Origin of the sequence: Nocardia sp. CS682 (genome assembly GCF_004634405.1) — a bacterium.
In the GTDB taxonomy this organism is placed as follows: domain Bacteria; phylum Actinomycetota; class Actinomycetes; order Mycobacteriales; family Mycobacteriaceae; genus Nocardia; species Nocardia ninae.
In genome coordinates this window covers 6,367,217-6,389,869 of record NZ_CP029710.1, presented here as the reverse complement: position 1 = coordinate 6,389,869, position 22,653 = coordinate 6,367,217, and the positions used below count along the sequence as shown (strand labels likewise).

Genomic DNA, 22,653 nt, shown 5'->3' with positions numbered 1-22,653 from the left:
GGTTTGTTAGCCGAAAACTTCTGTGACGTGTCGCACATTGGGTTTAGCAGCAAACTCCCTGCGTAGGTAACGGTTCGGCAACTACCAGGGAGGCGTTCCAAGATCGGTAGCATCTCCCATTCACTAATCGTTTACTGTGCGTTCACCTAGCGTGACCATTCTGCGATCAGGTCATAAAGCGACCTGGAGTTTGGTTACACCGAGGAGTTGTTCACACACATTCGGAAAACGACCGCAACGGCAGGCACGACGCCAGCCGCGGTCGGCGGATCGGGATCCGGCAATGGACCCGCTAACCCCAACCTTCCGCCGAATGGGCGCGCCGAGAGGCCGTCTTTCTCTCCGCATCGAGGATGCGGAGTCCCGCGCGACATCGCGGCCGGGCTCGCAGTGAGCGCCCCGGCACCGCACCACTGAACCGTCGCGTTCCGGGGACCACTGCGTCCCCCACAACAAAACCCGACAACAGCACACAGCCGTACCGGCGAGCGCTTACCGCGTGCCCGCCTTGGATCCGTGCTGCCTGCGCGCGCCCGGATCGAAACCTGTCCCCGACAAAGGAACCGATTTCGTCATGCCTGACAGACGCTTTTTCCCGCTCCGCCGCTCGACGCTTCGCGAGGGCATGACCTTTGCCATCGCCGCCGCAGGCGTCGTGGCCGTTGCCGCCTCCTCCGCAGTCTCGGTGGCCGACGACAGCGTCCCGTCTCGCATCGCGATGGTCGCGGAGCAGCACCCGGCCGCCGAGCCCGTCGCCGCCCCCGCACCCATGCCCGCGCCGCTGCCGATCCCGATCCCCGTGCCCGAGCCGATCCCGGCGCCGCTGCCCGCACCGGCCCCCAGCTACCCGGACAACCTCGACGGCTGGATCCGCCAGGCCCTCGACGTCATGGCGGCCAACAACATCCCGGGCAGCTACGACGGCATCTTCCGCAACGTGATGCGCGAGTCGACCGGTAACCCGCAGGCGATCAACCTCTGGGACTCCAACGCCGCCGCGGGCATCCCGTCCAAGGGCCTGCTCCAGGTGATCGACCCGACCTTCCGCGCGTATCACGTCGAGGGCACCTCCTGGGACATCTACGACCCGGTCGCCAACATCGTCGCCGCCTGCAACTACGCCGCGCGCACGTACGGCTCGATGGACAACGTCAACGGCGCGTACTGACCCACGACGCCGCCTCGTCCGGCCCACGCATTGACGCTTCCCTGCTCGACCGCAGGGAGGCGTCGTCGCATTCCGCCCCGCCGCCGGGATAGGGTCGTGCACCACCGACCTTTGGACTTCCGCGATGACCGATTACGCGCACAGCGACACGGCGGCCAAGAGCCGCGCCGAGAAGGCCCGGCGCCTCGCGAGCTACGTCTGGCACCTGGGCATCACCGGACCCGAACTGCTGGCGATGCCCGCCGCGACCCGGCGCAAGCTCGCCAGGGCGGCCGACACGAACCCACCGAGCACCGAGGAGACCTGGGCGACAGTGGCGCAGTTGCTGACCGAGAAGGACGACTGGGCCGCCAGGCACCCCGGCCATCCGGCGGCGCGGCGCGAGCACACCGATGACAAGCTGCTGTGGGTGAAGCCGCCGATCACACCCTGGTCGTGATCCCTTGCCGGACAGCGGCTTAGGCGTCCGCACCGGCCCGTTCGGTAGCATGGTGGCAATGCACCCGCCGTCAAAGGTGACGCGATGACCGAGCGCAAACCAGCGAAACTGGACTTCGAATCGTGGATCGACAAGCAGATCCGCGAGGCAACAGCACGCGGTGAATTCGAGAATCTGCCCGGTGCGGGCAAACCGATTCCGCGCGGCAGCGACGACGAGAACTGGTGGCTGAAGGGCTACCTCCGTAAAGAAGGAGTGAGCGGCGACGCGCTCCTGCCACCGTCACTGCTGCTGCGCCGGGATATCGAGCGACTGCCCGAGACTGTGCGCGAACTGAACTCCGAGCGCGCGGTCCGCGAGACCGTGCGCGAGCTCAACAAGCGCGTAGTCGACTGGCTGCGCTTGCCGCACGGGCCTTACGTCCGCATCGCCCCGGTCGATACCGAGGAGATCGTCGAGCAATGGCGCGCCGAGCGCAGGCCGAAGCGACCGCCGGACACATCTGCGGTCGCCCCCGAACCAGCCCCCCACACCACCCCATGGTGGCGGCGCCTATTCCACAACCCCAACGCCACGCCGAGCAACTGACCTCACAGTCGCCCCGGGCCAGCCGAATATTCCACCCGCTCAGCGCAGCAGCCGCCACCGAGCGATCGTTTCAAGATCAGGGGTAACTGCTTCTCGGGAAATGCCGACCTCAATTCCCCCTGATCATGAAAGCAGTCACGCGCCCAGGGCGGCGTGGGTTGATTCCTCCACTGCGACAAGTACTTTGTCGGACAGGGACTGGAGGGCTCGGGCTTCGTCGGGCGTGATGCAGTCGATGAAGACCTCACGCACCAGCCGGACGTGGTTCGGGGCGGCGTGTTCGAGTAACCGGCGACCTTCGGCCGTGAGCTTGACCAGCACCCCGCGCGCGTCCTCCGCCACCGGCTGCCGGTCGACCAGCCCGCGCGCGTCCATGCGGGCGAGATGCTTGGACAACCTGCTCTTCTCCCAGCAGACCTCGGCCGCGAGATCCTTGGCCCGCAGGCAGTCACCCGGTGCGGCCGAGAGCGCGACCATCAGTTCGTAGTCCGCCGCGGACAGCCCATCTCGGGTCAGTCCCTCCGCGATCGCCGCGTCCAGCCGCTGGCGCAGGCGGATGTAGGCCGACCACGTCGCCTGCTCGTCGTCACTCAGCCACTCCATGGGAATGAAGTCTACTCACATTTGGTTGACATGGACACCAACTCCCCTCCCAGGAGGTTTCGATGCCCGCCATCACCGTCCCCGACCTGATGATCCTGCCGCGCCTGCCCCAGCCCACCGACACCATGCGCGAACGCCCGGTGCGCACCGTGGTCAGCGCGCCGAAACAGCGCGAGGGTGCGGGGTTCGAGGTACGCAGGCCGTTCCCGAGCGTGGACCTGCGCACCGCCGACCCGTTCATCCTGCTCGACCAGATGGGCCTGGTCGCCTACGAGCCGCACGAGGCGAAGGGCGCGCCGTGGCATCCGCACCGCGGCTTCGAGACCGTCACCTACGTCATGGACGGCGCCATGGTGCACCACGACTCCAACGGCGGCGGTGGCGTGATCGGCGAAGGCGACACGCAGTGGATGACCGCGGGCTCCGGCATCCTGCACGACGAGCTGCCCACCGAGCAGCTGGTCATGGCGGGCGGCTGGTTCCACGGCATCCAACTGTGGGTGAACCTGCCGCGCGCGCTCAAGTTCGCCGCACCGCGCTACCAGGATCTGCGCGCCGGTGAACTGACCCTGGTCAGCTCGCACGACGGCGGCGCGCTGGTCCGGCTCATCGCGGGTTCGGTCGGCGGCTTCGACGGCCCCGGCTCGACCTACACCCCGATCGCCTACGCCCACGCCTCGATCAGCCCCGGCGGACAGCTGGAAACGCCGTGGCCGCAACACTTCACGGCGATGGCGTACGTGCTGTCCGGCAGCGGCACGGTCGGTGCCGAACGCAGGCCACTGCGCGAGGGACAGCTGGCCGTCTTCGGTCCCGGCGACGCGATCACGGTGAGTGCCGATGCGCGCCAACACAATCGGACCGGCGACTTGGAGGTGTTGTTGCTCGGCGGTCAACCTATCAAGGAACCCGTCGTGCAATACGGACCCTTCGTGATGAACACTCGCGCCGAAATCATCCAGGCCATGGACGACTACCAGGCAGGACGCATGGGAAACATCCCGGCCGAGCACGTGGCGGGCCGTCGCCTGGGCGAGTAAACGCGACGACTAGGGCATCCCCTAATGCCCTAGTTCTCGGGCGACGCGGTTGACAAGCGGGCGAGGCGTCACAACAGTGGATGCGGCGTCCGGTCGGACGCCTATCCATCGCAGCAACTATTTAGAGGAATACATGAACGTTCGCCGGCTTACCCTCAGCGCTGCCGTCGCGGGACTGACCCTCCTTGCGGCGCCGACCGCGCTGGCTCAGCCTCCCTCAGGTTCCTCCGGAACCGGATCGTCGGCCGTCGACACCGGCTCGGCCGCAACCGGTTCGGCTGGTCTGACGCAGACCGGTTCGGCCGGCGGCGCCTTCGCCAACTGTGAAGACGCCAAGCGTGCCAACCGGGCACCACTGTTTCGTGGTGAACCGGGCTACGGCCCGCACCTGGATCCGGACGGTGACGGGTTCGCCTGCCCCACGGTCTGATACCCGTGAAATAAGAACACCCGGTGTGCCAGGCACACCGGGTGTTCTGCTGTTCGGCGCCGACTCAGCGGAAGATCTTGACCAGCACCAGCCCGACCACCACGACGGCCGCGCCGATCAGGCTGTACTTCACCTTGGGCTCGTTCAGCTTCCGCAGCACGATCTGCTTGCTGTCGCTCGCGATCCGCTGCGGATCCGCGCGCACCGCGAGTTCGTCGAGCGTGCTCGCCAGCCGCGTGCGCGCGGCCTCGATCTCCTGCTCGATCCGCTCGGTATCCTTCGCCACGTTCAGGCCTCCTGTGTTTGATGTGCCGCGCCGGGGCTCGAATCGCGGTGCGTGTTCGGCCTTCGCGGGTCACCCTCAGCTCCCGGCCGAGTGTATCGGTCCGCGCGGCGCCGACCCGGGGCACGCGGCGTTCTATAGATCCGCACAGTGCAGCCGAGGTGTGCGCGGCGCGGTTCTGTCGGTCCACACAGTGTCGTTCCGTCTATCCGCAGAGTGTCCGAGCCGTCGGTTACCGTGCAGGACGTGACCGACAACCAACGACTCTCCCCCGGCGATACCGCCCCCGATTTCACGCTGCCCGACGCCGACGGCAAGGATGTGTCGCTCGCCGACTACCGCGGCCGCAAGGTGATCGTGTACTTCTACCCCGCCGCCAGCACCCCCGGCTGCACCAAACAGGCCTGCGACTTCCGCGACAACCTGGCCGAACTCGACGGCGCGGGCATCACCGTGCTCGGCATCTCGCCGGACAAGCCCGCGAAGCTGGCCAAGTTCCGCGACGCCGAGCAGCTCACCTTCCCGCTGCTGTCCGATCCGGACAAGGCCGTGCTCACCGCGTGGGGCGCGTTCGGCGAGAAGACCATGTACGGCAAGACCGTCACCGGGGTCATCCGCTCCACCTTCCTGGTGGACGAGGCAGGCAAGATCGAGGTCGCCCAGTACAACGTGAAGGCCACCGGTCACGTCGCCAAGCTGCGCCGCGATCTGTCGGTCTAGGTTGCGACGGAGCGGATGAAGCTCTCGTAGCGTCCAGCATCCGCTCCAGGCCGGACTCCGAATCGAACTTCTGCCAATCGATTCCGTTGCCATCATGGAGTCATCAGCGGAGGCCGGACATCCACACGTCCGCAGAGGCGACCCTCCACCTCTCCGATTATCTGCGGTCCAGAACAATATTGTGACGGCACACACAGCTGGGAACCGAACTTCGTCGTGTCACGTCTGAAGAAGTGATCCGACTGAAAGACAATGACCAGAAGGAAATCGGGGGAGAAACCATGAAGCGCATCCAGAAGTTTATGACTACAGGTGCCGCATTGGCGGCTACAGCTCTCGTATCCGTTGCCATGGCCGGCACCGCGCAGTCGAGCGTGGCACCCGGCTCGGCGGCCCTCCCTGGCGCCGTAAACGTAGGCACTGCGATCGCATTCGAAGCGGAACAGGGCGCTCCTCGGTTCGAGTTCGTAGTGACGCATTATGTAGTGCGGTCCTGCTACTTCGAGAACATGGATCGGGTGGGCGCCGACGGACCACACAAGTTCGAGGGGAAGGGCAAGTCGAAAGATGCCGCGATCAGCGACGCCGACGACAAAGCGAACGATGCGGCAGCGAAAAAGGGGATGAAACTCAAGCACTGCCGCACCCAAAGTCACACTTCGAAGCGATAATTAGGAGGTGCAGCGATGACCGACCGGTTTATCTGGCAAATTGCTGTCGGGTTGGGAAAGCCGGACCCGGAAGGTCCGGGGTCGTTGTCGAGTGAGGAGATTCATCCGGTAGCAGTGCTACTGGAAGACAGCGTCCGCAGAGTCGGGGAGCACATTCCGTGCGTCACCGGATTCGGGGCCGTTTCCGAGCTGGCCGAAGCCGCAGTGCGGCTACGAGGGGATGACTACGACCTGGCGAATGTTCCGTTCGAATGCACCGTAACTGTGTACGCAACGGACGACGAGATCGACGCGCTGCTCGTGGCGGTGGCTGAGGCCCTCGCGGTGGACGCCGACGGCTACTCGCGGGTGGCCGATCGATCGGTGTCCATCGGTTTGCGGCCGATTTTCGACTATGCGAGGCACGCTCAGTCCTATCAATATCTGGTCGATCAGTATTCGGCGGCGTAGTCGGAGCCGGTGGCGCTTGTCGGCCTCGGCGGCTTCGAGGCGCTTACCATCTCGACCCGAGTTGTCCGAAGTGGCGTCCAGTACAACGTGAAGGCCACCGGTCACGTCGCCAAGCTGCGCCGCGATCTGTCGGTCTAGGGCTGCTCGAAGGAGCGGACGAACTGCTCGTATCCGTCCAGCAGTCGGGCCAGACCGAACCGCAGTCCCCCGTCGTCCCACTCCACGTCGTCATCGTCGAACACCTGGGCGGCGAGGGCGCGCGTCAGCGCTGGGTAGCGCTGCGGGTCGAGTACCCGGCTCAACATGGCCGGGTACTCGGCGTTGTCCCCGCTCGCCGCCAGCTCCTTGGCGACGCGCATCCGGCCGATCAGGTACAGCGAAACATTCATGACGAGTTGCAGTTTGATCGGCTCGGGCACGGCGGTTTCGGCGAACATCCCCAGGCCCGCGTCCAGCCAGGCCATATTGCACGGCCCCGTCGGCGGCGCGGCCAACGGCAGATCCACGAACCACGGGTGCCGTCGCAGCGACTCGGATACGCCTGCGGCCCATGCCTCGATGCCCGCCCGCCACCCGACGCCGACCGGCAGCTCCGGCGGTAACCCGAGCGCGCGATCCGAGATCAGGACGAGCAGGGTGTCCTTGCTGTCCACATAGCGGTAGAGCGACATGGTGGTGAAGCCGAGCCGCTTGGCGACCCGCCCCATCGACAGTGCCGCGACCCCTTCGGCATCGGCCACCTCGATCGCCGCGTCGATCACCTGATCGAGACTCAGTCCGCGCTTCGGCCCCCGCGTGCCCTGCTCGTCCAGACCCCACATCAAGGCGAAGGACTTGGCCCGCGCCGCCCCGCCGCTGTCCGCCTCCGGCGTGTTCACCACTGTCGACCCCTTTTTCTCGTTGCCTCTTCCCTCGGGCCAAAAACTGTGTACGGTCTAAACCAAGTTTAACCCATACACAGTTTTGACTCGAGGAACCACATGACAGTCCCATCTACACCCGCTGTCAGCATCAGCGGGTTGACCAAAACCTTCGGCGACCAGACGGTGCTGGCCGGAATCGATCTGGAAGTCGCGGCGGGCACGGTCTTTTCGCTGCTCGGCCCGAACGGGGCGGGCAAGACGACGATGGTGCGCATCCTGGCCACACTGACCGGTGCCGACAGCGGTGCGATCCGGGTCGGCGGCCACGATCTCGCGCACGAGGCCGACACCGTGCGCCGCCTCATCGGCGTCACCGGCCAGTACTCCGCGGTGGACGACGTGCTGACCGGTGCCGAGAATCTCCGGCTGATGGGCAGGCTGCTGCATCTGGACAAGCAGCAGATCGCCGATCGCACCGCCGCTCTACTCGACCGATTCGACCTGACCGGCGCCGCCGACGCCCGCGTCGCGACCTACTCCGGCGGCATGCGCCGACGGCTCGATCTGGCCATGAGCCTGATGGGTGCGCCGCGGATCATCTTCCTCGACGAACCGACCACCGGGCTGGATCCGCGCAGCCGCCGTGAACTCTGGCAGGTGATCCGGAACCTGGTCGCCGACGGCGTGACGATCTTCCTCACCACGCAATACCTGGAGGAGGCCGATCAGCTGGCGGATCGAATCGCGGTGCTGCACAACGGGAAGATCGTGGCCGAGGGCACGCCGGGCGACTTGAAGCGGCTCGCCCCCGGCGGGCACATCCAGCTGCGCTTCGCCGACCAGCATGGCTTGGCCGCCGCGTCCCGCGCGGTGCCCGGCGCTGAGATCGACGCCGAACAGTTGGCGCTGCAGGTGCCCTCGGACGGCAGCGTCGGCACGCTCAAACAGTTGCTCGACCAGTTCGAGGATCAGGCGATCACCATCGACGGGCTGACCATCCACACCCCCGACCTCGACGACGTGTTCTTCGCCCTCACCGGGCACCCCACCACGCAGAAAGCAGCAGTGCTGTGACGATCATGAATACCCGGCTGGCCGTACAGGATTCGGCCACCATGCTGAGCCGCAACCTGCGCCACACGGTGCGCAGTCCCGACACGATGCTGATGACCGTCGCGGTGCCGATCGCGATCCTGCTGATGTTCGCCTACGTGTTCGGCGGCGCGATGAACGTCGGCGGCGCGTACATCGACTATGTGGTGCCCGGCATCATTCTGCTGTGTGCCGGCTTCGGTTCGGCCACCACCGCGGTGAGCTTGTCCACCGATCTGACCAACGGCATCATCGATCGGTTCCGCAGCATGGCCATTGCCCGGTCGTCGGTGCTGACCGGACACGTGGTGGAAAGCGTGCTGCGCAATCTGATCACCACCACGCTGGTGATCCTGGTGGCCGTGGCGATCGGCTTCCGGCCGACCGGTGACCCGCTGCGCTGGCTCGCCGCCTACGGCATCATCGCGATGTTCGTCCTCGCGCTGTCCTGGGTCGCGGCCGCGCTCGGGTTGCTCGCGAAGAACCCCGAAGCCGCCAATGGGTCCACCTTCTTCTTCATGTTCCTGCCGTATGTGAGCAGCGCTTTCGTCCCGCCGCAGTCGATGCCGAGCGGGTTGCACTGGTTCGCCGAGAACCAGCCGGTCACGCCGGTGATCGAAACCTTGCGGGGTCTGCTGATGGGCACCCCGATCGGCAACAGCGCGCTGCTGGCCGTGCTGTGGTGCGCGGGCATCGGTCTGGCGGGCTACCTCGCTGCGGTCGCGCTGTTCCGGCGCCGGACAAAGAGCTGACCTGTCGGCGTAAGGTCCGATTCCGCTGGGGACAGACCTTACGCCGCAGGCTGTTTCGGCTCAGGTGGACATGATCTGCTGGGCCGCCCACTGCACCATCATCCGGAAGTGGTTGTCCCACCAGGTATACGACTCCGCGGTGAACGCCGGAGGGGGCGGTGACTCGCCGGGGAAGAGCAGCGACCCGTTCGGGGCGCCGACCTTGTTGGTGGCCGCCGGGACGCCCGAGCCCGAGGTCAGCGGCGTCGTGGCTTTGGCTTCGGAGTCGCGCGCGGGTTCGGCGGGGATCAGCGATTCCGTGCGATCCTGCGGCGTGCTCCCCCACAACTGGGCGGAGTACTGCGGCTCGGATTCGACGGGATCGAGGGTAATAACCGTTATCTCCGGCTCCGCCGCGACGACGGGTGCGCGCCGGTCCAGCACCGGACCCTCGACCCGGGGGGTGTCGATCCGGATCCGGTCGGGCTTGTCCGCACCGGAACCGCTGACGACCACCTTCGATTCGGCGGTGACGTGCGCGTCCTTCACCACCGCACCCGGCAACGTCCGCGACGAGCCGCCCGCGACGTACACACCGCCGACCACCAGCCCGCCCGCGAGCACGCTGGCCGCGGCGAACACCGCGGCACCGCCACGCACCCGGCGTACCCGTTCTTCCGTCTCGCCGATGCCGTCCACGTCCGCCATCGCATACAGCGCGGCACCGGCCGCAGACGCGGCGGCCGAAGTCTTGCACGGGATCACCGGCGCACCGAAGGCGTCCACGGCCGCGATGACCGCGGGTTTGCCTGCGGCCGAACCGATCAGCACCACCGCGTCCGGCCGCACCGCCGCCGCCTCGAACTGGTCCCAGGCGGCCGTCACGGCGGCGCCCATCGAGTCCGCCGTCGCGCCGCCCGCCTGGCTGATCGAGGCGAGCACCCGGCGGCGGCCGCGGTCGACGAGGGTGAAGGCCTGGTGGCCGGGCACCACCTCGCAGATCAGCAGATCGTCGAATTCGTCGAGCCAGGTCATCATTCCGGCCACGCTGAGATGCGCGGACTTGGCCGACACCAGGGAAGCCGTGTGCCACTGCCCGGACGCCAGCCTGGTGACGATGGCCCGCCGCTCGGCAGCGTCCCGGTAGGTGACGGCCGCGCCCACGATCTCGTGGTCCTGGCCGAGTTCGGCGGCGAGTTCGTCCAACGCCGTCTCGACCGCTTCCGCCAAGTCCGCTTTGCCGTCACCGAGTGTCCGTTTCACCCGATGCAGCAGCACGCGCTCGGGTAGCCGTGCGCCGGTGTCGGCGAAAGCTACCGCGTGCACGGCGCCACGTTCGGTGGAAACGCCGAGAGTTACCACTGATCGAGCTACCACAGGTCGCGCCCTCCTGGTCCGTTCGCGCGTCAGAAGCCACGCGCGCTCGGTATGTGTTCGGCGCCACATTCGATCTGGATGGGTAGTGAAATCGGACAGAAGATGAACACGCAGAAGCCGTGCGCGTGTCGTGGGTGTGTCCGTACCGTTAGCCTGGATACGTGGAAGTACGCGCAGAGACCAGGTCGAAGCACCAACGTCTGGACCCTGCGTTGGAGCTGCAGGACGACCCGCAGGAGCTCATGCCGCGGCGCCGGCCGACGCAGGAGCGCAGTAAACGCAAGTTCGATGCGCTGTTGCAGGCGTCGCGCGAGCTGCTCGTCGAGGTCGGCTTCGAATCGTTCACCTGTGAAGAGGTGGCGGCACGCGCCGAGGTGCCGATCGGCACGCTGTATCAATTCTTCGCCAACAAGTACGTCATCGTCTGCGAACTGAATCGGCAAGACCTGGTGGCCGTTTCGCAGGAACTCGCCGATTTCCACGGCGAGATCCCGTCGCTGGACTGGCTGCGGCACATGAACCAGCTGGTCGACCATCTGGCGAATCTGTGGATGAACGACCCGTCCCGGCGCGAGGTGTGGCTCGCCATGCAATCCACGCCCTCCACGCGGGCGACGGGCGCGATCCACGAGAAGGAGTTCGCCGAGGTCGTCTCGCAGATGCTGCGGCCACTGACGCCGCGCACCCCGCGGGCGCGGCGCACCATGATGGCCGAGGTGCTGGTGCACGTCGTCTACTCGATGCTGAACTTCTCGGTGCAGGACGAGCAGAGCCACGCCGAGGCGGTCTCCGAGCTCAAGCGGCTGATGGTGGCGTATCTGCTGGTCGCGGAGAAGGAATCCCGCTCGGCCAGCGGACGCTGAGCCCACATAGCCGACCAGTTGCTGAATCCGGAGCAAGGGCTATCCTCCAGGAGTATGTCCAGCCCAGGGCCGTCGGCGAATCGCCGCGTGCTGTTTGCTCAGATGTCCGCGCGGTCCGCAGAACTGACCGCGCTGGCCATCAAGCGACTGCGCGCGGAAATCCCGGCCTATGCGCAGTTGGACGCGGAGACGCTGGCGCCGTCCACCCGCCGCACCATCGATCAGCTGATGCGAGTGCTCGCCGAGGGGCGTGAGCTGACCGCCGACGAACTCGCCGTGTTCACCCTGCACGGCGAAACCCGGGGCCGCCAAGGGATTCCGGTGACCGAGATGTTCCGCGGCTGGCGGCTGGCCGTGCGGATCGCCATCGATCAGGTGGTCGCCACGGGCCGCAGGCTCGGCATCGGCGACAGTCAGCTGCTCGGCCTGACCAATGAATTGCTGGCGCTGACCGATACCGCGATCCTCGCGGTGGCACGTGGCCATATCGACGCCGATTTCGAACGAACCCGCCACGACCAGCAGCGCCGCGCCGACCTGGTCCGCGGCATCCTGTCCGGCACTCTCAGCCCTGCCGAGATCCGCGTGCAGGTCGAGCGATACGGCTTGGATTCCGATCGCGAATACCGCGCGATCCGCGCCCGCCCGCACCCCGAACTGCCCGCGGACCAGGTGGCGCGGCTGCTCGAGCACACACCGTCCGGTGATCGTCCGCACGGCCTGCTCGCCCTCGTCGACGGCGACATCGCCGGCGTGGTGGACCACATGCCCGCCAGGGAGATCGAGACCGCGGTCGGCATCGGCCCGCCCGCCCGGCTGGATCGGATGGAGCCGTCGTTTCGCAGCGCCACCCGGGCCATGGCCACCGCCGAGGCCTTCGAGCGCACCGGCGTCTACGAGCTGGCCGATCTCGGGCTGCTGCCCGCGGTGCTCGCCGATACCGAGGTCGGCGACGAACTCGTCCGCCGCTACCTCACGCCGCTGGGCCGCACCGACAGTGCCGCAGCGCTGCTCGACACCGTCGCGCACTATCTGGGCAACGGCATGCGGGTGGACAACACCGCCAAGGAGATGGGCCTGCACACCAACACCGTGCGCTACCGCCTCCGCCGCTTCCAGGACCTGACCGGTCTCGATCTCACCGACCCCGATCGTGCCCTCGAAGCATGGTGGGCTTTGCAGCGTCGCCGCCTCAGCCGGGAACGCTGAAAAGCCGCACACCTCCTGATGTCGTAGGCCGCAAGCAATTTCGGCTGCGGGACATCAGTTGGTGTGCGGCTGTACAGGTTTGACGCTCAGGCGGGCGTTTCCCGGCCTTCGATCAGGTCGACCAGTTCGCCCGGATCTTCCAGCACCACCATCGCGGCGGCGGTGTCGCCGTCGTGCGTCAGCGACAGGTGAACCCTTGCGCGAGGCAGGAATTCGGCGGCCAGGCCGTGCAGCTTGATGCTCGGCCTGCCCCACGCGTCGTTGACCACCTCGATCAGCGGGTACGGGTTGTCGCCGATCTGTGGGCGGCGGGCGAAGCGAGATGAGGCCCAGGCCTTGATCACCGCTTCCTTCGCCGCCCAGCGCACCGCGTAACTACGCGCCGGATCGGTCCCCTTGCTCTGACAGTAGCGCCGCTCGCCCGCGGTGAAACTTTCCCGGAGCATGGTGGTTCCGGCGCGTTCGAGCTGTTCGGCGAACTCGGAGATGGTCACCAAGTCCAGGCCGATACCGAGGATCGTCATATGCCGGGAGCCTACGACCTGCTCTGGCGGTCCGTGCCCGAACCGGCCGCAGTGTGGCCGGTGCCGCAGCCGAACCCGTCGGCCCGGTAGGCGCCGTCGGCGTTGAGGCGAGCCTCGGTGGACAGCAACACGTCCGCCTCCAGCTGCCGCGACTGCTTGGCAGGCGTGCCGTCACCGCCCATGCGACGGTCCGCCGGACGCTCGTACAACGGAGCGCCGCCGCACATGGCCTCGGTGAACCGCTGCCGCCCGGCGAGCTGACGCTGCTGCGCCTGCCGCTGGTAGGCCTCGCGCCGCTGCGGGTCGATCGCCTGGATGAACGCCTCCGGATGCACCACCGCGAGCAGACCGTTGACGTGCCCGAAGCCGAGCGAGGTCAGCAGGCCTGCCTTGAGCGGGAACCGCTCGCCGAAGCGCAGCGGCTCGCGCGCCCACACCAGGTGCGGGTACGCCTGCATCTTCTCGTCGACACAGTCCAGGCTCCGGTTCGGCGGCACCACACCGGTTTCCAGCACCTGGCACAGGCCGATCAGCTGGAACGCGGCCGCGCCGCCCTTGGCGTGCCCGGTCAGGCTCTTCTGCGAGATGACGAACAGCGGTGCGCCCGCGGAGCGCCCGATGGCGGTGGCCAGCCGGGTGTGCAGCTCGGACTCGTTCGGATCGTTGGCCGCAGTAGAGGTGTCGTGCTTGGACACCACCGCGATGTCGTCCGGCCCGACCCCGAGCTTGCGCAGCTCGGCGGCGAACCGGGACTCGCGCCCGCCACGCCCCGCGCCGAGCGCGCCCAGACCGGGTGCCGGGATGGAGGTGTGCACGCCGTCGGCGAAGGACTGCGCGAAGGCGACCACGCCGAGCACCGGCAGGCCCATCTCCACCGCCACGTCACCGCGGGCCAGCAGCACGGTGCCGCCACCCTGCGACTCCACGAACCCGCCGCGGCGGCGGTCGTTGGCGCGGGAGAAGTACCGGTCGCTGATGCCCTTGGCGCTCATCGCCGCCGAGTCCGCGGTGGCCGACATGTCACCGAAGCCGACGATGCCCTCGATGCCCAGATCGTCGAAGCCGCCTGCCACGACCAGCTCGGCCTTGCCGAGGCGGATCTTGTCGACGCCCTCTTCCACCGACACCGCGGCGGTGGCGCACGCCGCCACCGGGTGCACCATGGCGCCGTAGCTGCCCACGTAGGACTGCACCACGTGCGCGAGGGCCACGTTCGGCAGCGCCTCCTGCAGGATGTCGTTGGGCCGCGACTCGCCGAGCAGGTTGTCGACGTAGAGCGAGCGCATCGAGGACATGCCGCCCATGCCGGTGCCCTGGGTGTTGGCGACCAGGCTCGGGTGCACCCAGCTCATCAGCTCGGCCGGACTGAAGCCGGAGCTGACGAACGCGTCCACCGTGCAGACGACGTTCCAGAGGGCAACGCGGTCAACCGAGTTCGCCATCTCCGCGGAGATGCCCCAGATGGTCGGATCCCAGCCGGTGGGGATCTGGCCACCGACGGTGCGCGACAGCTTGGCCCGGCGCGGCACCCGAATCTCGGTGCCCGCCTTGCGCGTCACCGTCCAGTCCGCCGCATCCGGCACCGGCGCGATGACCGTGTGCTCGGGGTCGGCCTCGTGGAAGGCGCGGGCCTCGGCCTCGCCGCCGACGGTGAACGTCAGGTCCTGATCCAGGAACACCGAGGTCATCAGCGGCGCGCTGTTGTCGATCATGGCGCCGTCGTCGCCGTAGCGGCGCACGCCGCAGCGGGCGACGACCACGTCGTGGTACTTGTCGGCGATCTCGGATTCGGGGACGTAGTCACCGGTTTCGGCGTCGTACCAGCCGGGCTTGGGGTCGTTCTCCCAGGTGACCAGGCCGGTGGTCCAGGCGAGCTCGAGCACGCCTGCGGCCGAGAGCTGATCCTCGACCTCCATCTCGAACCGGGTGCGCGCGGAGCCGTACGGGCCGAGCTCGCCCGCTCCGACGATCACCACCATGTCGGCGAGATCGGTGGTGACCGTGCCCCATTCGGGCACCGGCAGCACCGAGGACATGGTCGGCGGCGCGGGCAGTGCCGAAATCGTGGCTGCCGCATCGGCTTCCACGGTTTCGTCGGCGGCCTGCTCCGCGGCCTGCTTGGCCAGTGCGGGCAGATCGAGCTTGGCCTTGGCGAGTCCGCCGGTCAGGTCGATCTGCTGCGGCCCGGCCAGGGTGACCTGGCGAGCGCGCGAAGTGCACCACTTGAGCAGCTCGTCGGCCATCTCGGCGGTGGACCAGGTCTGCACGCCAGCCTGCTCCACGGCCTCGACCATCGGATCGTTGTGGCCCATCAGCCCGGTGCCACGCACCCAGCCGATCATCGCGTGCACCAGGGTGACCCGGGTCGACCACGACTTCTCGGCGCGCCACTTGGCCACCACCGCGTCGAGCGCGGCCTTCGACTCGCCGTAGGCGCCGTCGCCGCCGAAGAGGCCGCGGTTGGGCGAACCCGGCAGCACCACATGCAGTTTCGCGTCCACGTCGTGGTCGGCGCCGAGGGTGGACAGGCCACCGATCAGCCGCTCCACCGACCAGAGCAGCACGCGCATCTCCATTTCCGCGCGGGCACCCGCGTCGGCGAGGTCACCGGCCACCCGCGGCGCCGCGAACGGCAGCAGCATGGTCGGCGTCATCGCGTCCTTGGTCTTGACCTTCGCGCCGCCGGCGTTGTCGACCTGTTCGGTGCCGACCCACTCGATCAGCGCGTCGATGTCCTGGTAGGAGGCCATGTTCGCGGGCACCACCCAGAGGGCGGCACCGTGGCGGGCGTTGTCCCGGTACAGCTTCCGGTAGAAGCTCAGGCGGTCGTCGTTGAGGCTCGACGTGGTGACCACCACGGTCGCGCCGCCGCCGAGCAGCCGCCCGGTGACCGCCGCCGCGATGGAACCCTTGCTGGCGCCGGTGATCACCGCGATGTCCGCGGACCAGATCCCGCGATCGTCGGCGGTCAGCGCCGCCGTGGCGATCCGCTCGTACACGCCGGCGAGCACCGAACGGGCCTCGTGCTTTGCCCGCTCACGCCACCAGTTCGCCTGCGCGGCAACGGCTTCACCCGCGCCGAGGTAGCCGTCGGCCGGCAGCTGAGCGGACTCGGCGTCGTCGCCGAGCCACAGCTTGGCCAGATCCTCACGGGCCGTGGCCCAGCGGTCGTCGAGCAGCACCGCCTTGCGGGCATCGAACGCGGGAGCGACCAAACGCGGCCAGTCCGAACCCAATTCGGCCGAGACCAGGTCGACCAGCGAGGTGTCGGTCGCCTCCGGCGCGGACACCTGCTCGGTCAGGCCGAGCTGTTCGAGAACCACCCTGGCGGCGGTGGCGAGCACGCCGTCGCGGCCGGTGATCTGCTCGGTGAACTCGCCGAGGGCGGCCGCGTCGACGGTCGCGCCGCCGCCACCACCGGTGGAGGGCAGCGAGACCGCGACACCGCGGCGGGCGGCGACCGCCTGCACGGCGGCGTCGATGGCCGCGTCGACCGAGGCGGCGTCGCCCAGCGAGCCGTTGACCAGCCCGCCGAGGTCGCCACCGCGGACGCTGGCGCCTTCCCTGGTGCCGAGGGAGACCTCGGCGGTGACGTGGCTGGCCCAGCCGTCGCCGAGCTCCCAGACCTTCTTCACCCGCTCGCCGATCGCGGCCGGACGCTTGCCGGACGGACCGAACACCTTGCGCAGGTGGTCACCGATCGAGTCGGACAGCACCGAGCCGAAAGGCTTGTAGGTACGGGCGAGGCGCTCGACGGTGACCGAGAGCGCACCCATGTCCGCGTCGGCGGCACCGTCGATGGCGCCGAGCGAGAGCTCCGTGCCGAGGTCGACGAGCAGCTGGTTGCGGCGGGAGGAGACGCCGTCGCACAGCCCCTCGATGGTGTCGACCGGGCCGATCTGGTCCAGCCGCAGCTTCGTCCACAGCGCGATGAGCACGCGGGTGGCGTCGGCCGCGGTGAACGCGATGTCGTCCGGGCGCGGTCCACCCGAGCTGGCCACCGGCGCGGCGGCCGCGACCGGTGCGGCAGCCGTGGTGGCCGAGGCGGTTTCGACGGACTCCTCGATGGGCTCGTCGACGGGGGCGGGATCGGTGTCGGTCGAGTAGACGATGCCCGCCTCGCGCTCGATGTTGAGCACCTCGACCGTCGCGCCGCTGAACGCGGGCAGCTTCAGCGTCTGGCTGGCCAGGTTCGCCACCGTCGGCGTTGCGCCCAAACCGATTTCGACGAACCGCTCCACCCCGAGGCCGCCGTGCGCGGTGTCGGTGAACAGCAGGTCCTGGGTCTCGATCCAGCGCACCGGGCTGGCGAACTGCCAGGCGAGCAGCTCGACCAGCACGACGCGGCACAACTCGACGGGGCGTGCCGCCCAGCTGTCGAAGTCGGCGAGTACCGCGGCCAACGGCTCGGACGGCACCAGATCCGCGATCTCGGTGATGAATTCGCGTTCCAGCGAGAACGGGCGCGGCACCAGGTTCGGGATGTAGCGGCCGACCAGGATCTCCGGGTGCAGGTCGGCGGGCAGCAGCTGCTCGAGCTTGTGCCGGAACTCCGGCACACCCTTGCGCAACACGGTGGAGTGGAACGGCACGTCGATGCCCGGCACCAGGATGAACGCCCGCTTGCCGCCGAATTCCGCACGGCGCCGGTCGATCTCGGTCTCCAAGGCCTCCAGCCCGGCGACCGTGCCCGCGATGGCGTACTGCGAGCCGCGCAGGTTCAGGTTGACGACCTCGAGGAACTCCCCTGTCTGCGCGCCGATCCCGGTGACGAAGTCGATCACCTCGTCGTCGGGCAGCCCGATCTGCGAGGGCCGGATGGCGGCCATCCGGTAGTCGCTGCGGCCCTGCGCATCCCGCGGCACCAGCTCGTGCATCGCGGACCCGCGCTGGAACACGACCTCGAGCACCGCCTCCAACGGCAGCACCCCGGCGACCGCGGCGAGCGCGTTGTACTCACCGACCGAGTGCCCGGCCAGCATCGCGCCCTCGACGAACGCACCGGCCTCGCGCAGCTCGGCCACCTGGGCGACGCCGAGGACGGCCATCGCGACCTGGGTGAACTGGGTCAGGTGCAGCACGCCGTCAGGGTGCCGGTGTTCGACACCGCGTGCCTTGAGGTAGGTCGGGTTGTCCCGGACCACCGCGAGGATGGAGAAGCCGAGCGCGTCGCGGGTGTGCTTGTCGGCGCGGTCCCAGATCGCCTTGGCGGCCTTGGAACGGGTGCGCGCGTCCAGGCCCATGCCCTTGCGCTGAATGCCCTGGCCGGGGAAGGCGTAGACCGTTCTGGGCGCCGCGGTACGTCCGGTCGCGGTCATCACCAGATCGCCCGCGGTCCGGCAGGACACCTCGACGATCTCGCTGCCCGCGTCGACCGCGATCCGCTCGACGCGCACGTCGATCTCCGCGCCGGGGCGAACCATGCCGAGGAATCGGGTGGTCCATGCCGTCACGGTCCGGGCCGGAATCGCGCTTTCCGGGTCGATTGCGGAGACGGCGTGCTGGGCCGCGGCCGAGAGCCACATGCCGTGCACGATCGGGCTGCCGAGACCGGCCAGCTTGGCGGCGGAGTCGCTGGTGTGAATCGGGTTGTGGTCACCGGATACAGCGGCGAACGCGTGCATGGTGCGCGGCGCGACGACCGTGACGTCACGACGGCGGCGCCGCGGGGTGTCGATGGCGGCGTCGGACACCGTGCCCGCCGCGCGCGGCGGATCGGTGAGCTCACCCGCGCCGTTGCGGCCGCGGATGGCGAACCGTTCGGTGAGGGTGGCCACGGTCGGCATGGACAGCCCGGTCTCGGGGCGGTCCAGCATGCCCGTGATGCGCACCCGCACCTCGACGACGCGGCCGAGGTCGGTGTCGAGCGTCTCGCCCGCCTCCGCCCGCACCACGAGAACGCTTGGGCTGGTAGGCAGTTCGCCCGCCAGCTCGATCTGGTGGTCCAGATGGACCAGGTCGAGCATGCCCTCGATGACGCTCGCACCGTCGGCGGCCCTGGCCGCACCCAGCACGGCGAACACGGCCGGCCAGCAGGCGCCGACCAGCACGTCGGGGACGGTGCGGCCGAGCGTGCTCAATGCCGAAGGCAGACCCGAGCCGGTCACGCCAGCGTGGTCGGCGACGAGGTCCGGCGACCAGGCGATGTTCAGGTGGGCGACCTTGCCCTTCACCTCGGGCAGTGCCTGCCCGGCGGCGACGGCGAGCATGGCGGTCATGGCGTCGTGCGCGTCGGCCTCGGTGACCACCGGAGCGCCACCGTTGTAGGTGGTGGTGGGCACGGTGATGCGGATACGAACGACGTTGCTGCCCAACAGCGGAACGGTCAGCTCGACGTAGGAGTTGTCGGCGTCCGGGCCGGTGGTCTCGGTGAGCGTGGCCCCGCTGGGCGGGTGCACGGCGCCCTTGCCGTCCACCGTCCAGTCGGCCACGTCGCCGAGCCGGTGTACCGGGTTGACGGTGGTGCGGCCGGACCATTCGATGTCCGGCGCGGCGAGCACCGTATCGATCGGGCCGGTGGTCACGTTCGCCACCCGGCGCGCGTCGATCGCCACCGGCACGACGCCCGCACGGACCAGGGAGTACGCGGTGTCCTGCTCGAAGCGGTCGAGCAGTTCGCCGACGGGCTCGTCGACGCGGGTGATGCCCGCGACGGAGACGGTGCCCGGGATGACGCAGACCTGGTCGGCCGAGTAGCGCGGATCATGGGCCTGCCACAGCGAATCCGAGCGCCACCAGCGGCGCACGTCGCCGTCGACGACCGGCACGAAGTTCACCGGCTTGCCCGGGGTCTTGCACAGGGTCACGAAGAACGGGACGTCGGCCGGGTGCAGCAGGGTCTGCTCGGCGGCCGGGTACTGCGCCTTCAGCGTGCAGAGCGCGTTGACCGGGTTCTCGAAGTCCTCGTCCGAGGCGAACAGCGTCGGGATCTCGCCGCGGTCGGCCGGGTGCAGGCGAGATTCGGTGCGGCGCATCATTTCCGCGAAACGGTCGCGCCAGGTGATGTCGAGCCAGACCGAGCGGGTGGCGTCGGTGATCGCGTCGCCGATGTCGCTGCCGCAGTCGAAGTCCTTGCGGCGGTCCAGGCCGACCGCGAGCTCGATGTAGCGCTCCAGCCAGTCCAGGTAGGTCATCGTCGCGACGTCACCGAAGTACGGCTTGGCCGTGGCGTTCAGCGCCTCGATGATCTCCGCGCGCCGCGCGGCGACCGCCTCGGCGTCACCGGCGACCTCGTCGAGCAGGCGGCCGGTGCGCGAGGCGGCGTTGTCGATCTCGTGGATGTCGGCGCCCAATTGGCTACGGCCCGAGGCCATTCCGCCGGACGCGGTGCCCGCGCCGACCCAGTCGGGGGTGCCGGGGGTGTCCACCAGCAGCTGCTTGACCTCGGCCGCGGTGGTGGCTTCCAGCGTCGCCATGGCGGCCGTGCCGACCAGCACGCCGTCCAGCGGCATCACCGGGTAGCCGTGCGCGGTGGCCCACTCACCGGTCAGGTACTCCGTTGCGCGCTCCGGGGTTCCGATACCGCCGCCGACGCAGACGACCACGTTCTCGTGGTTGCGCAGCTCGGCGTAGGTCTCCAGCAGCAGGTCGTCCAGGTCTTCCCAGGAGTGATGCCCGCCGGCCTTGCCGCCCTCGATGTGCATGATCACCGGGTAGTCCGGCACCTCGGTGGCGATCCGCAGCACCGCGCGGATCTGCGCGACGGTGCCCGGCTTGAACGCGACATGCGAGATGCCGACCTCGGTGAGTTCGTTGATGAGCGCGACAGACTCTTCGAGCTCCGGAATGCCCGCCGTGACAATGACTCCGTCGAACGGAGCGCCCGCGGTGCGGGCCTTCTGCACCAGTCGCTTACCGCCCAGCTGCAGCTTCCACAGGTAGGGGTCGAGGAACAGCGAGTTGAACTGGACCGCGCGGCCCGGCTGCAACAACGTCTTCAGCTCCGCGACACGATCGGCGAAGATCTGCTCGGTCACCTGGCCGCCACCGGCCAGCTCGGCCCAGTGGCCCGCGTTCGCCGCTGCCGCAACGATTTTCGCGTCGACCGTGGTCGGCGTCATGCCCGCCAGCAGAATCGGCGAACGACCGGTCAGCCTGGTGAACGCGGTCTCCACCACGATCCGGCCGTTCGGCAGCCGAACCGGCTTGGGCGCGAACGCCGTCCACGGCGTGGACCGCTCCGGCGCGGCGCCCGGGGTGAGCAGGCTGCGCTGCCCGGCCCTGGTCGCGGCCGCGACCATGCCGACGCCGGTGCCCTTGAGCGAACCGCCGGTCAGCCTGGACAGCAGATCGCCGGGGCCGAGATCCAGAATCCATTGCGCGCCAGCGGCAACCATGCCGTCGACGATCTCCACCCAGTCGATCGGGTCGACCAGGATCTCCTGCGCGAGCGCACCGGCCAGCGCGCCGTCCAGGCCACATTGGTTGGCCCATCCGGTGACCAGGTCCACCGTGTCGGCCAGCGCCGGGTGGTGGAACGCGACGTCGACGGACACGTCCTCGAAGACTGGCGCGAAGATAGCGCCACCGCGCACCTTGGCGTCGCGTTCGCGGGCCTGCTCGTCGTGAATCTGCGCGCAGCGCTGGCGCACTCGCTCCAGCTGGGCGGGCGTGCCGGAGAGCACCGCGCGCCTGCGTCCGTTACGAATGGACACCACCGCGGCCGCCGCCGGATCGACACCCTCGGACACCTCGGCCACAACGGCACGCAACTGCTCGGGATCGACGTTGGACACCGCGACCATCGGCGAGCGCTCGCCCACCGGCATCAGCCCGCGGCGGCGCGCCACCAAACCGGCTGCGGCGCCGATCAATTGCGCGATCGCCAACAGCTCGGCATCCCGCCTGCCGCCTGCCTCGACCGCGGTCGCCGCGAGGCGGCCCTGCGAGTGGCCCACGATCGCTACCGGCGCCTGCTCGGTCGGATCCAGACCCTGCAGGCGCAGCGCGCGCATGGCCGCCACCTGAGAGAGCAGCACGCCGGGCATCGACACGGCGGCCGAGCGCAGAATCTGTGGCGACGGGGCGGCGGAGACCTCGCCCTGGTCGGTGTCGACCAGTTCGTCCTCCAGCATCCAGCCGATCGGATCGAAACCGACCGGACGGACCACGAGCAGCTGTGCCGCAACGGGTTCCAGCATCGCTTCCGCCTCGTTGACCAATGCGGTCAATTCGGGCTCCAGCGCGCTGTCGCGTCCGATTTCTTCCAGTTCATCGAGCCACTGGGCGCCCTGTCCCCCGAAGGCGAGCGCGTAGGGCGTCCCGCTCAGCAGCCGATCCAACAGCGGCGAGCGGTCCCCACCCCCGTGGGTGGCTCCAACCTTCGCGCTCTGTCCGGTACCGGTCTCGGTGCTCTCGTTGATCGTCAAGACGATTCGACTTCCTTTTCCTGGCGACGCGCCCTGCGAGACACGCCGCTCCCTCCGGTGCGCAGGTGTTCCTCAGCGTTGGGGCCTGATACGGGCGAGGATAGCCAAAATCATGAGGAAATCCTCACGTTTGCTCGCCGGCTACGGGGCATACCGCCGAGTATTCGTGCACATCCGTACCAGAATGATGTCAAACATGACCCTTCCTCATGTTTGAACACGCTGGTCCATCGG

The 22,653-nt window shown here is 68.5% G+C and carries 19 protein-coding genes; 13 read left to right on the top strand and 6 right to left on the bottom strand.

Going from position 1 to position 22,653, the window contains the following annotated elements:
* The first annotated feature begins 574 nt into the window (after nt 1-574).
* From DMB37_RS28620 to DMB37_RS28610, 3 genes are all read left to right on the top strand, one after another.
* Nucleotides 575-1,168, top strand: coding sequence for a transglycosylase SLT domain-containing protein (locus DMB37_RS28620; RefSeq protein WP_135235322.1), 594 nt, complete (start codon nt 575-577; stop codon nt 1,166-1,168).
* Nucleotides 1,169-1,292: 124 nt separating this feature from the next.
* Nucleotides 1,293-1,607, top strand: coding sequence for a hypothetical protein (locus tag DMB37_RS28615; protein WP_135235321.1), 315 nt, complete (start codon nt 1,293-1,295; stop codon nt 1,605-1,607).
* An 84-nt stretch (nt 1,608-1,691) separates the two neighbouring features.
* Nucleotides 1,692-2,195: a DUF1992 domain-containing protein gene (locus tag DMB37_RS28610; protein WP_135235320.1), complete on the top strand. Its 504-nt coding sequence runs from the start codon at nt 1,692-1,694 to the stop codon at nt 2,193-2,195.
* 135 nt (nt 2,196-2,330) lie between these two features.
* Here DMB37_RS28610 and DMB37_RS28605 read toward each other — a convergent pair whose 3' ends face one another.
* Nucleotides 2,331-2,798 carry a MarR family winged helix-turn-helix transcriptional regulator gene (locus tag DMB37_RS28605; RefSeq protein ID WP_135235319.1) on the bottom strand — a complete coding sequence of 156 codons (468 nt, stop codon included), beginning with the start codon at nt 2,796-2,798 and terminating at the stop codon, nt 2,331-2,333.
* 62 nt (nt 2,799-2,860) lie between these two features.
* On the opposite strand from DMB37_RS28605, the gene DMB37_RS28600 reads away from it, so the two are divergent.
* Nucleotides 2,861-3,838 carry a pirin family protein gene (locus DMB37_RS28600; protein WP_135235318.1) on the top strand — a complete coding sequence of 326 codons (978 nt, stop codon included), beginning with the start codon at nt 2,861-2,863 and terminating at the stop codon, nt 3,836-3,838.
* 133 nt (nt 3,839-3,971) lie between these two features.
* On the top strand, nt 3,972-4,268 hold the full coding sequence (locus tag DMB37_RS28595) for an excalibur calcium-binding domain-containing protein (RefSeq protein ID WP_107654673.1): 297 nt from the start codon (nt 3,972-3,974) through the stop codon (nt 4,266-4,268).
* Nucleotides 4,269-4,332: 64 nt separating this feature from the next.
* Here DMB37_RS28595 and DMB37_RS28590 read toward each other — a convergent pair whose 3' ends face one another.
* Nucleotides 4,333-4,554: a DUF3618 domain-containing protein gene (locus tag DMB37_RS28590; RefSeq protein WP_107654672.1), complete on the bottom strand. Its 222-nt coding sequence runs from the start codon at nt 4,552-4,554 to the stop codon at nt 4,333-4,335.
* 243 nt (nt 4,555-4,797) lie between these two features.
* Here DMB37_RS28590 and bcp point away from each other — a divergent pair, with 243 nt between their 5' ends.
* The 4 genes from bcp (at nt 4,798) to DMB37_RS41730 (ending at nt 6,530) form a co-directional block, all read left to right on the top strand.
* The gene (bcp, locus tag DMB37_RS28585; protein WP_135235317.1) at nt 4,798-5,271 is read left to right on the top strand and encodes a thioredoxin-dependent thiol peroxidase; all 474 of its coding nucleotides are present in this window, start codon (nt 4,798-4,800) and stop codon (nt 5,269-5,271) included.
* Between the two features lie 281 nt (nt 5,272-5,552).
* Complete coding sequence (locus tag DMB37_RS28580; protein ID WP_135235316.1) at nt 5,553-5,942, top strand: hypothetical protein; 390 nt, start codon at nt 5,553-5,555, stop codon at nt 5,940-5,942.
* A 15-nt stretch (nt 5,943-5,957) separates the two neighbouring features.
* The gene (locus tag DMB37_RS28575) at nt 5,958-6,392 is read left to right on the top strand and encodes a hypothetical protein (protein ID WP_135235315.1); all 435 of its coding nucleotides are present in this window, start codon (nt 5,958-5,960) and stop codon (nt 6,390-6,392) included.
* Nucleotides 6,393-6,401: 9 nt separating this feature from the next.
* On the top strand, nt 6,402-6,530 hold the full coding sequence (locus DMB37_RS41730; protein WP_255508317.1) for a hypothetical protein: 129 nt from the start codon (nt 6,402-6,404) through the stop codon (nt 6,528-6,530).
* Here the strand turns inward: DMB37_RS41730 and DMB37_RS28570 are convergent.
* A complete protein-coding gene (locus DMB37_RS28570) occupies nt 6,527-7,273 on the bottom strand; it encodes a TetR/AcrR family transcriptional regulator (protein ID WP_240771696.1) in 747 nt (248 codons plus the stop codon). The two genes, DMB37_RS41730 and DMB37_RS28570, sit on opposite strands and share 4 nt — an antisense overlap.
* A 99-nt stretch (nt 7,274-7,372) precedes the next feature.
* On the opposite strand from DMB37_RS28570, the gene DMB37_RS28565 reads away from it, so the two are divergent.
* Together DMB37_RS28565 and DMB37_RS28560 are read left to right on the top strand one after the other, a co-directional pair.
* The gene (locus tag DMB37_RS28565; protein WP_135235314.1) at nt 7,373-8,329 is read left to right on the top strand and encodes an ATP-binding cassette domain-containing protein; all 957 of its coding nucleotides are present in this window, start codon (nt 7,373-7,375) and stop codon (nt 8,327-8,329) included.
* A 5-nt stretch (nt 8,330-8,334) separates the two neighbouring features.
* Nucleotides 8,335-9,099 carry an ABC transporter permease gene (locus DMB37_RS28560; protein WP_135237876.1) on the top strand — a complete coding sequence of 255 codons (765 nt, stop codon included), beginning with the start codon at nt 8,335-8,337 and terminating at the stop codon, nt 9,097-9,099.
* A 60-nt stretch (nt 9,100-9,159) separates the two neighbouring features.
* Here DMB37_RS28560 and DMB37_RS28555 read toward each other — a convergent pair whose 3' ends face one another.
* Nucleotides 9,160-10,455 (bottom strand): hypothetical protein, encoded by a 1,296-nt coding sequence (locus tag DMB37_RS28555; protein WP_135235313.1) that lies wholly within the window; start codon nt 10,453-10,455, stop codon nt 9,160-9,162.
* A gap of 242 nt (nt 10,456-10,697) precedes the next feature.
* On the opposite strand from DMB37_RS28555, the gene DMB37_RS28550 reads away from it, so the two are divergent.
* Together DMB37_RS28550 and DMB37_RS28545 are read left to right on the top strand one after the other, a co-directional pair.
* On the top strand, nt 10,698-11,318 hold the full coding sequence (locus DMB37_RS28550) for a TetR/AcrR family transcriptional regulator (RefSeq protein ID WP_228542308.1): 621 nt from the start codon (nt 10,698-10,700) through the stop codon (nt 11,316-11,318).
* 54 nt (nt 11,319-11,372) lie between these two features.
* The gene (locus DMB37_RS28545; RefSeq protein ID WP_135235312.1) at nt 11,373-12,527 is read left to right on the top strand and encodes a CdaR family transcriptional regulator; all 1,155 of its coding nucleotides are present in this window, start codon (nt 11,373-11,375) and stop codon (nt 12,525-12,527) included.
* A gap of 86 nt (nt 12,528-12,613) precedes the next feature.
* Here the strand turns inward: DMB37_RS28545 and DMB37_RS28540 are convergent, their stop codons facing one another.
* Together DMB37_RS28540 and DMB37_RS28535 are read right to left on the bottom strand one after the other, a co-directional pair.
* The gene (locus tag DMB37_RS28540; protein WP_107654668.1) at nt 12,614-13,051 is read right to left on the bottom strand and encodes a holo-ACP synthase; all 438 of its coding nucleotides are present in this window, start codon (nt 13,049-13,051) and stop codon (nt 12,614-12,616) included.
* A gap of 11 nt (nt 13,052-13,062) precedes the next feature.
* Nucleotides 13,063-22,419 (bottom strand): type I polyketide synthase, encoded by a 9,357-nt coding sequence (locus DMB37_RS28535; RefSeq protein ID WP_206055025.1) that lies wholly within the window; start codon nt 22,417-22,419, stop codon nt 13,063-13,065.
* Nucleotides 22,420-22,653: the final 234 nt, after the last annotated feature.